Source organism: Lacinutrix sp. YIN62 (assembly GCF_057219185.1).
Genome location: NZ_JBXVVH010000019.1, coordinates 27,690 through 43,530, shown reverse-complemented (window position 1 = coordinate 43,530; position 15,841 = coordinate 27,690). Strand labels below are relative to the sequence as shown.

At 35.2% G+C, this 15,841-nt stretch carries 12 protein-coding genes; 1 reads left to right on the top strand and 11 read right to left on the bottom strand.

Annotation, left to right across the window (positions count from 1 at the left end; genetic code table 11):
• Positions 1 to 191 precede the first annotated feature (191 nt).
• From queG to AC2D8I_RS12720, 11 genes are all read right to left on the bottom strand, one after another.
• On the bottom strand, positions 192 to 1,118 hold the full coding sequence (queG, locus tag AC2D8I_RS12770) for a tRNA epoxyqueuosine(34) reductase QueG (RefSeq protein WP_484706407.1): 927 nt from the start codon (positions 1,116 to 1,118) through the stop codon (positions 192 to 194).
• A 6-nt stretch (positions 1,119 to 1,124) separates the two neighbouring features.
• Positions 1,125 to 2,465 (bottom strand): cytochrome P450, encoded by a 1,341-nt coding sequence (locus tag AC2D8I_RS12765; RefSeq protein ID WP_484706406.1) that lies wholly within the window; start codon positions 2,463 to 2,465, stop codon positions 1,125 to 1,127.
• 29 nt (positions 2,466 to 2,494) lie between these two features.
• Positions 2,495 to 3,517, bottom strand: a complete 1,023-nt coding sequence (gene ruvB, locus AC2D8I_RS12760) for a Holliday junction branch migration DNA helicase RuvB (protein ID WP_484706405.1) — start codon at positions 3,515 to 3,517, stop codon at positions 2,495 to 2,497.
• 216 nt (positions 3,518 to 3,733) lie between these two features.
• Complete coding sequence (locus AC2D8I_RS12755; RefSeq protein WP_484706404.1) at positions 3,734 to 5,527, bottom strand: cytochrome c oxidase subunit I; 1,794 nt, start codon at positions 5,525 to 5,527, stop codon at positions 3,734 to 3,736.
• A gap of 25 nt (positions 5,528 to 5,552) precedes the next feature.
• A complete protein-coding gene (locus tag AC2D8I_RS12750; RefSeq protein ID WP_484706403.1) occupies positions 5,553 to 6,629 on the bottom strand; it encodes a cytochrome c oxidase subunit II in 1,077 nt (358 codons plus the stop codon).
• 29 nt (positions 6,630 to 6,658) lie between these two features.
• Positions 6,659 to 8,050: a quinol:cytochrome C oxidoreductase gene (locus AC2D8I_RS12745; RefSeq protein ID WP_484706402.1), complete on the bottom strand. Its 1,392-nt coding sequence runs from the start codon at positions 8,048 to 8,050 to the stop codon at positions 6,659 to 6,661.
• A 24-nt stretch (positions 8,051 to 8,074) separates the two neighbouring features.
• On the bottom strand, positions 8,075 to 8,632 hold the full coding sequence (locus AC2D8I_RS12740; protein WP_484706401.1) for a c-type cytochrome: 558 nt from the start codon (positions 8,630 to 8,632) through the stop codon (positions 8,075 to 8,077).
• Between the two features lie 9 nt (positions 8,633 to 8,641).
• Positions 8,642 to 9,172 carry a DUF3341 domain-containing protein gene (locus tag AC2D8I_RS12735; protein WP_484706400.1) on the bottom strand — a complete coding sequence of 177 codons (531 nt, stop codon included), beginning with the start codon at positions 9,170 to 9,172 and terminating at the stop codon, positions 8,642 to 8,644.
• Positions 9,173 to 9,175: 3 nt separating this feature from the next.
• Positions 9,176 to 10,645 carry an NrfD/PsrC family molybdoenzyme membrane anchor subunit gene (gene nrfD, locus AC2D8I_RS12730; protein WP_484706399.1) on the bottom strand — a complete coding sequence of 490 codons (1,470 nt, stop codon included), beginning with the start codon at positions 10,643 to 10,645 and terminating at the stop codon, positions 9,176 to 9,178.
• 34 nt (positions 10,646 to 10,679) lie between these two features.
• Positions 10,680 to 13,799, bottom strand: a complete 3,120-nt coding sequence (locus AC2D8I_RS12725) for a TAT-variant-translocated molybdopterin oxidoreductase (protein ID WP_484706398.1) — start codon at positions 13,797 to 13,799, stop codon at positions 10,680 to 10,682.
• Positions 13,800 to 13,896: 97 nt separating this feature from the next.
• Complete coding sequence (locus tag AC2D8I_RS12720; protein WP_484706433.1) at positions 13,897 to 15,195, bottom strand: c-type cytochrome; 1,299 nt, start codon at positions 15,193 to 15,195, stop codon at positions 13,897 to 13,899.
• A 214-nt stretch (positions 15,196 to 15,409) separates the two neighbouring features.
• Here AC2D8I_RS12720 and AC2D8I_RS12715 point away from each other — a divergent pair, with 214 nt between their 5' ends.
• Entirely contained in the window at positions 15,410 to 15,802 is a 393-nt protein-coding gene (locus tag AC2D8I_RS12715) for an SPOR domain-containing protein (RefSeq protein WP_484706397.1), read from the top strand.
• The last annotated feature ends 39 nt before the right edge of the window (positions 15,803 to 15,841 follow it).

Here is a 15,841-nt window from a genome sequence, read left to right as displayed (position 1 = left end):
ACAAATGTAAGTTTTTTTAAGATGAATGCTGTTAGAAAAAAACGACTCTTTAAAAAACCTGATTCTATAAAAATAGAGAACCTAAAGGGAGTATCGTTTTTACTTTTAATGCTATAAGTATAATAACGCTAAAGTTATAGTAGGTCTTACCATTAAATATGTAATGTTATCTTTTTTTCTATTTTAAATAATTATGTTTTCAAAAAATCAATATTACGTTTCAACCCTGAAAATTTTGTGCGTTTTACTGCCGATTTTTGAAATACTTTGCGAAACACATCTTCAGTTATTTCCTCCCAATCCTTTTTAGTCATATCTAGCAATTCTGGATGTGGGTTAAATAGAGGCTCATTATGCGCTTTTGAAAACCTGTTCCACGGGCATACGTCTTGACAAACATCACAACCAAACATCCAATCGTCGAACTGGCCTTTCATTTCATTAGGTAGTTGCTCTTTAAGTTCTATTGTAAAATAAGAAATACATTTACTACCATCGACTACATAGGGTTCTACAATGGCTTGTGTAGGGCAAGCATCAATACATTTAGTACAAGTCCCGCAATGGTCTGTTGTGATAGAATCGTAATCTAATTCTAAATCTATAATCAGTTCCGCTATAAAATAAAAGGATCCTACTTGTTGGGTTAATAGGTTACTATGCTTACCAATCCACCCTAATCCAGATTTAGCAGCCCAAGCTTTATCTAATACTGGTGCCGAATCCACAAAGGCACGTCCACTAACTGCTCCTATTTCATCTTGAATATAATGCGTTAATGCTTTTAACTTTCCTTTTATAATGTGATGATAATCGTTTCCATAAGCATATTTAGATAATTTGGGTGCAGTTAGGTCTTTTTGTGTCGCTTTAGGGTAATAATTAAGTAATAATGAAATCACACTTTTAGAGCCTTCTACTAACTTCGTTGGATCTAAACGCTTATCGAAATGGTTTTCCATATACTGCATTTCACCATGCCTATTGTTATTCAACCACTGTTCTAACCTTGGGGCTTCTAATTCCAAAAACTCAGCTTTACTAATACCACAGGACAAGAACCCTAAGCGTCTGGCTTCGGTTTTTATGAGTTTAGTATATTTTGCTTTTGAATTCATTTTTTATTAATTCTTTAAATTTGACCGTTCTTCAAACTTTAAAAAAGCATTTTTAGGTTTTAAGGTTATCAAAGGAATGATTTCTATCGCTTCAAATCTTGGAGTAAACGTATACTTTTTTACTAATTCTGCAACAGCAATAATCATTTCATACATTGCAAAATTATTTCCTATACATTTTCTTGGTCCTGCTCCAAAAGGAAAATAGAATTTTGAAAATTGACGTCCTCCTTCGGCAAAACGTTCTGGCATAAATTTCTCTGGATCATTCCATAACTTTTTATCACGATGCATTTCGAAAACCGAAAATAGTAAATTACACCCTGCAGGAAACGCCATCCCATTAAAAGTATCTGACGCTATGTTTACGCGGTCTAAAAAATAAACAGGAGGATATAATCGCAGACTTTCTTCGATAACTTGTTGTGTTATTTTAAAGCTAGAAACTTGAGTCATTAAATCCAAGGCTTCCTTGCCTTTAACTTCGTTGTATATCTGGTCTTGCCATTCGGGATGCTTTGCTAATAATTGAAGAGTAAAGGTTAAAGCATTTGATGTTGTTTCGTGACCTGCCGTAAATAGAATAAGCATTTCATCAATTAGCTGCTCTTCTGCCATTGGATGACCATCTTCATATCTAGCCTCCAAAAGCATGTCAAGTAAATCCTTTTGTTTTATTCCTGAAACCTTACGTGTATTTACAATTTGTTTTAATATTGCTTTGGCTTCTTCACTTTCCTTTATGTGCTTTTTGAGTAGACCACTAGATTTAAACCACCAAAGTAAATAGGGTTGTCGAAGTTCTTTAACTAGCATGCGTTGGCTAGACTCCGTAATTTCCTGTAATCGTTTTATTTCACTTGTATTCGCTATGCTGCTAAATAACGATTTAACAACAGTTTGAAAAGCGAGGTCATTTAAAATTGCAAAAACATCTATATTTTTATTCGGCGTAATCTTTTCATATTCAAAAAGAATAGCTGTTTGCATTGCTTCTAGTAATTTCTCTAATTGTTTTTTATGAAATGTGGGCTGTATTAATTTTCTCTGTTTTTTCCATAACTCGCCTTGAGACGTTAAAAGTCCTTTACCTACGTATTTAACTAAATCTTCTGTTTGTATTTTTGATTTAATATAGTTTTTTTGATTTTTTTGAAGGACATACTCTGCAAATTCTGCATTTTTTGAAAAGTAGATTCTAGAATTAAATCCTATTTTTAAACTAAAAGTATCCCCTTTTAATTTAAAATTTTTACGATGAAATGGTAGTGGATTCTTTAATATACCCGCCGAATGTTTTAAAAAGTGAATCAATGACACTTTAGGTATCTTTCTTTTTTTATTCATTGATTCGATCTTTCTTTTTATTTAAATTTTTAAAATAATCCCCCTTGTGTAGGTCCTTTTATTTTACCCAAGTGATTATAAGCTAAAGCTGTTACTTCTCGCCCTCGAGGTGTACGCATTAAAAACCCTTGTTGTATTAAAAAAGGTTCATAGACCTCTTCTACCGTTTCAGGGCTTTCACTTACAGCTGTTGCTATTGTACTAATTCCTACAGGGCCTCCTTTAAATTTTTCGATTATAGTAGACAAAATTTTGTTATCCATTTCATCTAAGCCATAAGCATCAACATTAAGAGCTTCTAAAGCAAATCTGGCAATTTTAATGTCTATACTTCCATTGCCTTTTATTTGAGCAAAATCACGAACACGACGTAATAGCGCATTTGCTATTCTTGGAGTGCCTCTACTTCGTCCAGCGATCTCTATAGCGCCTTCCATTGATATTGGCACATTTAAAATCTCTGCGCTACGTTGTATTATAGTTGTTAGTAATTCTGTACTATAAAATTGTAATCGACTTTGGATTCCAAATCGTGCACGCATTGGAGCAGTAAGTAAACCCGATCTCGTTGTAGCACCTACCAATGTAAACGGGTTCAAATTTATTTGTACTGTTCGAGCATTAGGTCCAGATTCAATCATTATATCAATTTTATAGTCTTCCATTGCCGAATATAAATACTCTTCAACAATGGGACTCAACCGATGTATTTCGTCTATAAATAAAACATCTCTATCATCCAAATTTGTTAAAAGTCCCGCTAAGTCTCCTGGTTTGTCTAAAACGGGACCAGATGTTATTTTTATGCCTACTCCTAATTCGTTTGCTAGGATATTTGCTAAAGTCGTCTTCCCTAAACCTGGAGGGCCATGGAATAATGTATGATCTAGTGCTTCTCCTCTTTGGTTTGCAGCTAGAACGAAAATCTTCAGATTCTCCAACACTTTATCCTGACCAGTAAAATCATCAAAGGATAATGGTCTTAAGTTTTTTTCGATATCGAACTCTTCTGGAGAAAAGTTATTTTTTGTTGGATCTAAATTCTCATTCATAATCATTCTCTGCCAATACAGAAATCTCTTTTAGTGTATATATAAAGCCTTCTTTTAAACGTTTGCTATGGAAGATACAAAGCCTTTAGTTAATATTTTAAACCTGAAATTAAGCCTCCTTTTAACCTAAACCTAGTATAGAAACGTTATTCAAAGATAAATAAAAAGGCCCATTCTTACGAATGAGCCTTTTTATTTATATAACTATTATTTTATTTAGTGTTGTAGTTCCTCTTCACCTTCTTTTAAAGGAACAACTTGAGGTACAAAATCTACATCATGTCCTGGCTTGCTATAGTCGTATGCCCAACGGTGAACATGAGGAATTTCACCTGGCCAGTTACCATGTACATGTTCCACAGGTGTTGTCCACTCCAATGTATTAGACTTCCAAGGGTTTTGAACCGCTTTTTTACCATTAAACATACTGTTAAAAAAGTTGTATAAAAATACGATTTGGAAAGCTCCTCCAACTAAAGCGAAAACTGTTATAACGACATTTACATTAGCTAAGTCATCGAATAAAGGGAAGCTACTATTTGTATAATAACGTCTTGGTAAACCAGCCATTCCTATAAAGTGCATTGGAAAGAATACTCCGTAAGCACATACAGCCGTTACCCAAAAGTGAACATATCCTAAGTTTTTATTTAGCATACGGCCAAACATTTTTGGAAACCAGTGATAGATTCCTGCAAACATCCCGTATAATGCTGAGATTCCCATTACTAAGTGAAAGTGAGCAACAACGAAGTAAGTATCATGTACGTTAATATCAAGCGCACTATCTCCAAGTATAATCCCTGTTAAACCTCCTGTTATAAATGTAGATACTAAACCAATTGAAAACAACATTGCTGGGTTCATTTGGAGGTTTCCTTTCCATAAGGTGGTTATATAATTAAATGATTTTACTGCCGATGGAATTGCAATTAGTAATGTTGTAAATGTAAATACAGATCCTAAGAATGGATTCATTCCTGAAACAAACATATGGTGTCCCCAAACAATTGTAGATAGGAAAGCAATTGCTAAAATAGAGGCAACCATGGCTCGGTATCCAAAAATTGGTTTACGTGAATTTGTTGCTATAATCTCTGATGTTATACCCAATGCTGGTAATAAAACGATGTAAACTTCTGGGTGCCCTAAGAACCAAAATAAGTGTTCAAATAAAACAGGTGATCCCCCTTGATAATGTAAAACTTCGCCTTGTATAAATATATCTGATAAGAAGAATGAAGTTCCAAAACTTCTATCCATAATTAATAATAATGCTGCCGATAATAATACTGGGAATGATATAATTCCAATAACAGCAGTTACAAAGAAAGCCCAAATTGTTAATGGAAGTCTAGTCATAGACATTCCTTTTGTTCTAAGGTTTATAACAGTAACAACATAATTAAGAGATCCTAATAAGGAAGAGGCGATAAAGATAGCCATTGAAACTAACCACATTGTCATTCCTGCTCCCGATCCTCCTTGTGCCATTGGTAATGCACTTAATGGTGGGTATATTGTCCATCCTGCTGCTGCTGGACCAGCTTCAACAAAGAATGATAATACCATAATTACACTAGATAAGAAAAATAACCAATATGATACCATATTAAGGAATCCTGAAGCCATATCTCTAGCACCAATTTGTAACGGAATTAATAAGTTACTAAACGTTCCACTTAAACCTGCTGTTAACACAAAAAATACCATTATAGTACCGTGTATAGTAACCAAAGCCAAATAGATATCGGCATCCATAACACCATCTGGTGCCCACTTCCCTAACAAGGCTTGAAATATTGCATTTGGCTCTTCTGGCCAAGCAATTTGCATACGCATCATGAGGGACATAAAAACACCTATAACCCCCATAATAGTACCTGTTACAAGGTACTGTTTAGCGATCATCTTGTGATCTTGACTAAAGATGTACTTCGTTATAAATGTCTCCTTATGATGATGACCATGATCGTCGTGTGCGTGAGTATCTGCTGCGTGTGCTGACATAATCTAATATCGTTTTTTCTTTTTATTATTTATTAAGAGAATCTTTAAATGGTTTTTGAGTTTTTAACCAAGCATCGTACTCTTCTTGTGTTTCTACTATTATTTTCATTTGCATATTGTAGTGAGATTTACCACATATTTTATTACATAATAATAGATAATCAAATTCATAACGTTCTAATGCTTCACCACCTTGAGCGACTAATTCCTTGCTTTTTTCAACTCTAATTTTATTAATGTTTTGAACCTTATCAATCATCTCTGGTGTTTCTCTCATATCGGCTGTAGTCACAGTAGGTGTAAAACCAAACTGAGTAATCATTCCTGGAACACAGTTCATTTGTGCTCTAAAATGAGGCATATAAGCCGAGTGCAATACATCTTGCGAACGCATCTTAAACAATACCGGGCGCCCTACTGGTAAATGTAATTCTTTAGTAATAATATCATCTTGTGCATTAGGATCTGCTTCATCAACTCCTAAAACATTAGCGCGGTCTATATCAATCAACCTTACATTTGCTTTTCCTAATGTATTATCAGCACCTGCATAACGTGCTTTCCAGTTAAATTGCTGTGCATATAATTCTACAACTATAGTATCGTCTTCTTCAGAGACATTCATTATTTCGGTCCAAGTAAACAAACCTTGAATAATTAAACCTGCTAATACGATTACTGGAATAATAGTCCAAATGGCTTCTAATTTATTATTATCTGCAAAAAACACAGCTTTTTTACCTTTTTCGCCTCTGTATTTAAATGCAAAGTAGTGTAATAAAAATTGAGTTATGGTTTGAACAAAGAAAATAATGACCATTGATATAATCATTAAATTATCAATGCCTGGCCCATGTTCTGATGCTGAGTTAGACATTAATGGTAAATCGCCATATTTAACAAAGCATACAATAGTAATTACATAAATGAAGATTAAAAAACCTATCATTAAATATCCATTTAACCTATTGTCACCATCATGTGCTATTTGACTGTTACCTCCATCGGCATTATTGCCTTGAGTTAAATCAAATATTTTTACCATTTGCCTTATGGCAACTGTAATAAATACTAAAACTAAAATTGATAATAAAGCCGTCATTGTTGTCGTTCTTCTTTACTTATTTATTATTAATAATGGAAATGTTCACTTTCTTTTACAAAAGGATTTCTTTTTGCTGTCAATGGTTGTTTCGAAATAGCATAGAATACTACTAGAATGAATAATCCTGCGAAGAATAACATTGAACATATTTCAGGTATACCTATGTGCCATTGATCTCCAACTGTTGCTGGCATGATCATATTGAAAATGTCAATATAGTGGCCTCCTAAAATTACTAAACCTGCCATTACTACGAACCATGGTAATCGCTTATAATCACTGTTCATTAATATTAGTAATGGGAATATAAAGTTCATGGCTAGCATTCCAAAGAATGGTAATTTATAATCTTCTATACGTGTAACAAAATAAGTTACCTCTTCTGGGATGTTAGAATACCAGATTAACATAAACTGAGAGAACCATAAATAAGTCCAAAAAATACTAAAACCAAACATAAATTTAGCCAAATCATGTAAGTGACTATCATTTACTTGAGGTAATAATCCTTTGCCTTTTAAATACATTGTAATTAAAGCTATAACAGTAATACCACATACCATCATACCTGCTAATATGTACCATCCAAAGAGTGTACTAAACCAGTGTGGGTCTACACTCATTATCCAATCCCAAGACATCATTGATTCTGTATATAAAAAGAATACTAAGAAAGCAGCCGAAATACGGAATGTCTTTTTAAAGTTTTTATTATCATTTGCTTGATCCTGAGCTAAAGAAAATTTTCTTGAGAAATAACGGTATGCACTCCAACCTCCTATAAAGATCAATGCTCTAATGATAAATCCTGTTTTATTTAACCAACCTGATTTCCCTGCTACTAAAGCATCAAACTTAGGACTCTCTGGGTTTACCATATCTGGATCCATCCAAACAAAGATGTGATGTCCTGACAAAGCAGCAATAAGCACTACTATTAATGCTCCTGGCAACAAGTAGTATGTAATTCCTTCCATGACTCTAAACAATAATGGTGACCAACCTGCTTGTGCTGCATATTGTACGGCATAAAAGGCTAACACACCTAATGCAATCATCATAAAGAAAAAAGCAGCAATGTATAATGCAGACCAAGGTCTATTATGTACTGCGTGTAATACGTGTTCGACATGTTTTGTATGTTCATCTACAACATCGTGTCCTGCTGTATGATTATTTCCTGTTGGATGCTTTTCACTGTGCACAGCCTCAGTTGTATGTGAATCATGCGCTTCTCCCGCACTATGGGTTTCTGCGTTACTATGGTCTCCTCCTCCATGGTGAGACTCACTAGCTAACATGGTTTCAACTTCTTGAAAGGATTTATGAGAATCCAAGAAACCATATACTATCCCTAGTGCTCCTATGATGATTAGTGCAAAAGCAGCTATTTTTAGTCTATTTGAAAATGTGTACATATCTATATATAAACTTTATCTATCTTATTTTTCTAAATCTGCTTTTAACTTTAAAACGTAAGCAATTACTTGCCAGCGTTCCTCTTCGTTAATTAGGTTAGCATAAGAACCCATTGCATTTTTTCCGTAATAAATCGTATGGTATATACTTCCTGCTGTAATAGCTCGTCCTGCATCAGCATAACTTGGTATCCCTAATATTTTCTCACGTTTAACTAATTTCCCTTGTCCTTTACCTTTGTTACCATGACAAATACCACAGTAGATATCGTAAAGTTTTTTTCCTCTAGCTAAATCTATTTGTGTAGAATCCAAAGGACTTACTAATGAATCTTTAGCCAATAGGTAGCCTTCATTGGTATTTGGTATATCAAATGGCGTGTATCCTCTAGGCACAGATCCTTCTACAGGTAATTGAGCTTCAACACCTCCTGGAAAGGCATCAGATTCTTGATATGTAACATAACCTACTGGTTCGTACATATTGGGCATATACTCATAGTTAGGTCTTGTTTTCTTTTGGCATGAAGCCATAGACACTAAAACTATTGCTAATATTATTATTTTTATACTGCTTTTCATCTTGTATAATTAATGCGCTTTATCTACTATGTTTATCTCTACAGCTCCAGTTTCAACCAACAAGTTTTGTAGTTCGGTCTCATTACCATGAATAGGCATCTCCATTAGGAAATGGTCATCTGTAGTTCTTGGATCTGGATTTTCTGCTTTCTTGAAAGGCCACATTTTACTTCTCATATAAAATGTAATAACCATTAAGTGAGCGGCAAAAAATATTGTAAGCTCAAACATAATAGGTACAAATGCGGGCATATTCTCTAGATAGCTAAAACTAGGTTTTCCACCTATATTTTGTGGCCAATCTTCTATCATGATAAAATTCATCATTACCACTGCTACACACAGCCCCACACAGCCATATATAAACGATGTAATGGCTATTCTTGTTGGCGCTAATCCCATTGCCTTATCTAGCCCATGGACTGGAAATGGCGTATATATCTCTTCAATGTGATGCTTTTCGGCTTTTACTTTTTTAACAGCTGCCATTAAAACATCATCATCTGTATAAATAGCGTGAATTACTTTTGAAGCTTCCATATGCTACTCTTTATTATTTTTTTGTTCTTTATCGTCTTTTTTCTCAACATTAGAAGTCCTTGCATCTGCACCAGTTCCTACTAGACTATCACCTCTCTCTCTAATGTTCTTGTAACGCTCTCCTGATGATTTCAAAATTGTCTTCACTTCGGCTTGAGCAATTACAGGGAATGTTCTTGAGTATAATAAGAATAATACAAAGAAGAACCCTATTGTTCCAATAAAAATTCCTATATCTACAAATGTTGGCGAGAACATTGTCCATGAAGATGGTAAATAATCTCTATGTAATGATGTTACAATAATTACAAAACGTTCAAACCACATTCCTATGTTTACCACAATAGATATTGCGAAAGAGAACATAATACTCGTTCTTAATTTCTTAAACCACATAAATTGAGGAGAGAATACATTACAAGACATCATTGCCCAGTATGCCCATGCATAAGGTCCTGTTGCTCTGTTTAAGAATGCGTATTGTTCATATTCAACTCCCGAGTACCAAGCTACAAATAGCTCTGTGATATATGCAACACCAACAATAGAACCTGTAATCATAATTACAATGTTCATTAACTCGATATGTTGTACGGTTATATAATCTTCTAGACCACATACTTTTCTCATAATGATAAGCAATGTGTTTACCATTGCGAATCCAGAGAAAATTGCTCCTGCAACGAAGTAAGGTGGAAATATCGTTGTATGCCATCCTGGTATTACCGATGTTGCGAAGTCAAACGATACAATAGTATGCACTGAAAGTACAAGTGGAGTTGCTAAACCTGCAAGGACCAAAGATACTTCTTCAAAACGTTGCCAGTCTTTTGCTCTTCCTGTCCAACCAAAACTTAATAAACTGTATATTTTCTTTTGGAAAGGTTTAATTGCTCTATCTCTAAGCATTGCAAAATCTGGTAATAAACCTGTCCACCAGAATACTAATGATACTGATAAGTATGTAGAAATTGCAAATACATCCCAGAGTAATGGAGAGTTAAAGTTTACCCATAAAGATCCAAATTGATTTGGAATAGGTAATACCCAGTAAGCTAACCAAGGTCTTCCCATATGTATAATTGGGAATAATCCTGCTTGTACTACTGAGAAAATTGTCATTGCTTCTGCAGAACGGTTAATTGCCATTCTCCATTTTTGACGGAATAATAATAGTACTGCAGAAATTAATGTTCCTGCGTGACCGATACCAACCCACCAAACGAAGTTAGTAATATCCCAGGCCCAACCTACGGTTTTATTCAAACCCCAAGTTCCAATACCTGTTGATACGGTATAAATAATACAACCAATCCCCCAAAGAAACGCGACTAGTGCGATTGAAAAGACAATCCACCACTGTTTGTTTGCTTTTCCTTCTACAGGTGCTGCAATGTCTACAGTTACATCGTGATACGATTTTTCGCCTGTAACTAAAGGTCTTCTAATAGGTGCTTCGTAATGAGACGCCATAATCCTTTTATAATTGTTTGTTAGTTAATTCTTTTTATGCTTCTGTCGTGTTTCTCACTTTTGTATGGTACTGCACATTAGGTTTAGTACCTACGCTTTCCAATAAGTGATACATACGATCGTCTTTTAACAGTTTTGCAACTTCACTACTCTTATCGTTGATGTCTCCAAATATCATTGCACCACTACTACAAGCTGCAGAACATGCTGTTTGGAAATCACCATCTTTAATAACTCTTCCTTCTCGTTTGGCATCCAAAATGGTTTTCTGTGTCATTTGAATACATAGAGAACATTTTTCCATTACACCACGAGAACGTACTGTTACGTCTGGATTGATAACCATTCTTCCGAGGTCATCATTCATAAAGTAATCGAATTCATCGTTCTCATTGTACAAGAACCAGTTAAAACGACGTACTTTATATGGGCAGTTATTTGCGCAATATCTTGTCCCTACACAACGGTTATATGCCATTTGGTTTTGTCCTTGACGACCATGTGATGTTGCTGCCACAGGGCATACTGTTTCACAAGGTGCATGGTTACAATGCTGACACATTACAGGTTGGAAAGCGACTTGAGGATTATCTGCTGGATTTTCCATTTGTCTGAATCCATCTAAAGATCCATTCTCTCCAAACAAACCTGAAAACCCTTCTTTTTGAGCATCATCTTGCGCAAAAGTATCGTCATTAGAGTAGTATCTATCAATACGTAACCAATGCATATCACGACTACGTCTAACTTCTTCTTTACCTACAACAGGAACATTGTTTTCTGCGTGACATGAGATCACACAAGCACCACATCCTGTACAGGCATTTAAATCGATAGAAAGATTAAAATGATGTCCTACGGAGCGATCAAATTCATCCCATAAATCTACCTCTTGTGAAGTCACTGGTGTTTCTTCGTGATTTAAAGACACTACAGGAACAGCATTCCAATAGTTTTTATCCTTGGTATTGAAGATCTCTAGAGTTGTTTCTCTAACAATGTCTCCACGTCCCATTAATGTATTTTGAAGCTGAGTACATGCAAATTCATGTTCACCAGCTGCTGGTGCAATTTTAGAAATATTCTGAACAGTATTAAAGCCATTGTATAACGCAAAAGCATTCACACCATTTCGCATTTCATCCTTTAAGGCTTTACTTGTTCTTCCATATCCGAAAGCTAAGCCTACAGATCCTTTAGCCTGCCCTGGTTGAATGATAACAGGTACAGTCATTGAGATACCGTTTACAGTTATATCTGCATAACTACCATTCAATCCACCGTCGGCAACGTGCCAGTTCTTAAAACCTAATGTTTCAGCATCTACAGCAGAAACGGTTAAGTAATTATCCCAAGTTGTTCTAGTAATTGGATCTGGAAATTCTTGAAGCCAAGGATTGTTCGCTTGTTGCCCATCTCCCATACCTACTTTAGTGTATAAAGTAAGCTCCATTCCTTTTGCTTTGGCAGCAGCTAAAGCTCTTGCTGCATCTCCAGAAGGCACAACCGTTGTTTGTTCCTCCCCTTCTGTTGAAAAAGATTCTGTTTCAACTGTTACTGCTGGTGTTTTGCTTACAAATACTCCATCGTGTAATGCTTTATTAAAAGATTCTCCCTTTAATATATTCTCATTCCATAGTGCTTTAATATAGTCGTTATATGATATATTATTTCCATTCCACGTTAATAACGCTTCTTGGAATTGCTTTGTATCGAACAACGGACGAATAGTTGGTTGCATTAAACCAAAATGTCCTTTTTTAATTTCTACATCACCCCAAGATTCTAAATTATGAGGAGCGGCTGCTTTATATTGTACTAAAGAGGATGTTTCATCTAATGTCATTGAGAATGCAACAGACAACCCTGTTTTCTTTAACCCTTCTGCAAAGTCGTTTGCATTAGATAAAGTATACATTGGGTTAACACCACTCATTATAATAGCTCCTACCTTACCTGCTTTCATATCAGCAATTAAAGCGGCTATTTTTTTATTATCACCTTTTCTTGTTTGAATTGTATTTACGGTATCAAACGCTTTACTTTTAATGTGTTCATTAATTTCGAGCACAACCGTTTGAGCATCCACATCTTGAATCCCTGTAATTACAACACCATTGCGCCCTGCTCTTACAATCTCATCTGCTGCCTTTTGTACAGCAGTCTCAATATGCTTTGGTAACTTAACAGTTACAGAACCACCAACGATTAAACTATATAATTTAGCCAAGGCTCTTTTCTGCTCTGTAGGAGTTAATGGGATACGCTTGTCTGCGTTTGCTCCAGAAAGCGACATATTAGACTCAAACTGAATATGACGAGACATTTTTCCATGTTCTGGAACACGTTTTTTAGCATAATCGGAATCAAATCCGCCACCTTGCCAATCGCTTAAGAAATCTGCACCAACGGAAACAATTGTTCCTGCTTTTGAAAAATCGTAATTAGCAAGTGCACGTTCGTTGTATTTTGCTTGAAACGCATCCAATGCAGCCGATTCTGAAACGGCATCGTATGCGACATGATTTACATTGCCATACTTTTCTTTGAATTCTGAAATCAACTTACTTGTTGATGGACTAGCATAAGTCTGTGTCAACAATGCGATTTGCTGACCAGAAGCTTTTAGTGCCTCAAGTTTCTGAGATACCTCCATATTAAAAGATGACCAAGAGATTACACTCTCATCTTTCATTGGTGTTTTTAATCGCTTGCTATCATACAATCCTAAAACCGATGCATTTACTCTGGCATTAGCGCTACCATTAGCAGCTGCCATTGTATTGTTTTCAATTTTGATTGGACGCCCTTCTCTAGTCTTGACTAAAACGCTAGCAAAATCAAAACCATCAGCTATAGTCGTTGCATAATAATTAGCAACACCAGGAATAATACGATCTGGTTGAACTACATAAGGAATTGATTTAATCACTGGCCCTTCACAGGCAGCCAGAGAAGCTGCAGCCGTACTAAAACCAACATATTTCAAGAAATCACGACGCGTTGTCGAAGAACTTTCCAACGCTTCCTTATCACCTAAGAACTCATCAGTAGGAATTTCTTGAACAAATTCGTTTTGTTTTAGCGTCTCAACAATAGAGCTATTTTCTTTTAGCTCTTCAACACTTTTCCAGTATTTCTTGTTTGATGACATATTATATAATTGAATTACTTCTTAATTTATTCTTTATCGTTTTAAATCTCTTTATAGTGAGATTTACACTTTTATATTAAGCGTACTAAAACACTTTCTAGTAATGGCATTTACCACATTCTAAACCACCCATTTCAGATACAGTAATCTTATCTAAATCACCATACTTTTTGGTTAACTGGTCATGTATTTTTGTATAGTATGGGTTGTCTTTAATTTTTACTTTAGTTTCTCTATGGCAGTTAATACACCATCCCATTGTTAATGGAGAAAACTGAGACACTACTTCCATAGTCTCAACTGGACCGTGGCAGGTTTGACACTCTACACCTCCAACAACAACATGCTGTGAGTGGTTAAAATAAGCAAAGGCTGGCAAGTTATGTATTCTCGTCCATTTTACTGGCTTAGTCACTCCTGTGTAGGCTTGATTTGCATCATCCCATCCTACAGCATCGTACAACTTTTTAATCTCGCCATCATAAAATCCTTTTGTGTAATCTGGAGTTGCCGTATCTTCTGCCACTTCTGAAATAGATTTATGACAATTCATACAAACGTTTAACGATGGAATACCTGAAGTTTTACTCACTCGTGCAGAAGAGTGACAATACTTACAATCCACGCCATTATCTCCTGCATGTATTCTATGTGAGAAATGAATTTCCTGAACAGGCTCATACCCTTGATTAACCCCTACTTGCATTAAGTAACCATAAACAAAATAGGCACTAGCTAACAACAAGAGTATCGCTGTTACCAATACCAAGAATTGATTTTGCACAAAGACTTTCCAAACTGGAACACCTTTAGACTCTTTCACCTCTAACGCTACACCTTTTTCTTCAGCAAAACGACGCAATGTTCTATTCACTAAAATAAGCGCACCTGCTAATAAAGCAAACAACAATGCCAGAGCACCAAGGATTAACTTGTTTGAAGCACCATCTCCTTGCCCAGAACCACCTCCTCCTACAGAAACTTCTGGCTTCACAGGAGTCTTTTTAACTTCTGCTGTATAGGCTAAAATATTATCAATATCTGCATTTGACAACGACGGAAAAGCGGTCATCGCCACACCATTGTACTCTTTAAATATTTTGTTTGCATAAGGATTTCCAGCTTTAACCATCCCGGCACTATTCTTGATCCAAGAATAAAACCACTCTCTATCTAAACCTTCTGCTTCTGCCAAACGAGATTCAATATCACGCAATGCTGGCCCTGTCATTTTCTTATCTAACTTATGGCAAGACGCACAATTCGTATTGAAAAGTATTTTACCCTTTGCAGGATCGCCATCTTGGGCAGAAAGAGAAGTTGAAAACGCTATTAAAAGAATTAAGCTTAAACGAAGGATACTGCTGCTTAACTTACGGTGAATCACCTGTTTCATATTATTAGTAAAATTAGCTTCTAAACTTTGGTATGGTTTTTTCATATGTATTGAGAAAAAAATACGCTTATAAAATCTAGGCAAAAGTAACACTTATACTCCATTTTAGAAATGTTAGGGAAGTCTTAATTTCTAATTTAGAGATATTCTAAATAATAAATTTAAGCTATTATTAGTTTATAAGATTTACATTTGTAATAATTAATATACATCTATGAAACGATTTTCTTATAAAAACCTTTGTTTGTTAGGTATTTGCCTTATCACAATTACGATTAAAAGCTACGCACAAGAGGGCAGTGTAGTTGTCAATCAAGCCCCAGCTATCGCCTCATTATTAGAATTAAAAAAGGAGATAAACAAAAGTGAAGATGATATTGGCCGTTATAAAATTCAAATATATTCAGGACAGAGATCTGAAGCTAATGAAATCAATTCAGCCTTCAAACATAAGTTTAACAAATGGCCTAGTAAGATGGTTTACGAGACACCTAACTACAAAATATGGGTTGGTAATTTTAGAAGTAGACTTGAAGCTGATCGTGCCTTAATAGACATTCAAAAAACATTTCCTTCTGCCTATAGATTCAAACCTAAAAAAAAATAAAAGCATAAAAAAAGCGACTCAAATGAGTCGCTTTTTTTA

Coding starts and splice junctions, on each gene's coding strand:
- queG (WP_484706407.1), bottom strand. CDS start 1,118: ATGAATTCAAAAGCAAAATATACTAAACTCATAAAAACCGAAGCCAGA.
- AC2D8I_RS12765 (WP_484706406.1), bottom strand. CDS start 2,465: ATGAATAAAAAAAGAAAGATACCTAAAGTGTCATTGATTCACTTTTTA.
- ruvB (WP_484706405.1), bottom strand. CDS start 3,517: ATGAATGAGAATTTAGATCCAACAAAAAATAACTTTTCTCCAGAAGAG.
- AC2D8I_RS12755 (WP_484706404.1), bottom strand. CDS start 5,527: ATGTCAGCACACGCAGCAGATACTCACGCACACGACGATCATGGTCAT.
- AC2D8I_RS12750 (WP_484706403.1), bottom strand. CDS start 6,629: ATGACGGCTTTATTATCAATTTTAGTTTTAGTATTTATTACAGTTGCC.
- AC2D8I_RS12745 (WP_484706402.1), bottom strand. CDS start 8,050: ATGTACACATTTTCAAATAGACTAAAAATAGCTGCTTTTGCACTAATC.
- AC2D8I_RS12740 (WP_484706401.1), bottom strand. CDS start 8,632: ATGAAAAGCAGTATAAAAATAATAATATTAGCAATAGTTTTAGTGTCT.
- AC2D8I_RS12735 (WP_484706400.1), bottom strand. CDS start 9,172: ATGGAAGCTTCAAAAGTAATTCACGCTATTTATACAGATGATGATGTT.
- nrfD (WP_484706399.1), bottom strand. CDS start 10,645: ATGGCGTCTCATTACGAAGCACCTATTAGAAGACCTTTAGTTACAGGC.
- AC2D8I_RS12725 (WP_484706398.1), bottom strand. CDS start 13,799: ATGTCATCAAACAAGAAATACTGGAAAAGTGTTGAAGAGCTAAAAGAA.
- AC2D8I_RS12720 (WP_484706433.1), bottom strand. CDS start 15,195: ATGAAACAGGTGATTCACCGTAAGTTAAGCAGCAGTATCCTTCGTTTA.
- AC2D8I_RS12715 (WP_484706397.1), top strand. CDS start 15,410: ATGAAACGATTTTCTTATAAAAACCTTTGTTTGTTAGGTATTTGCCTT.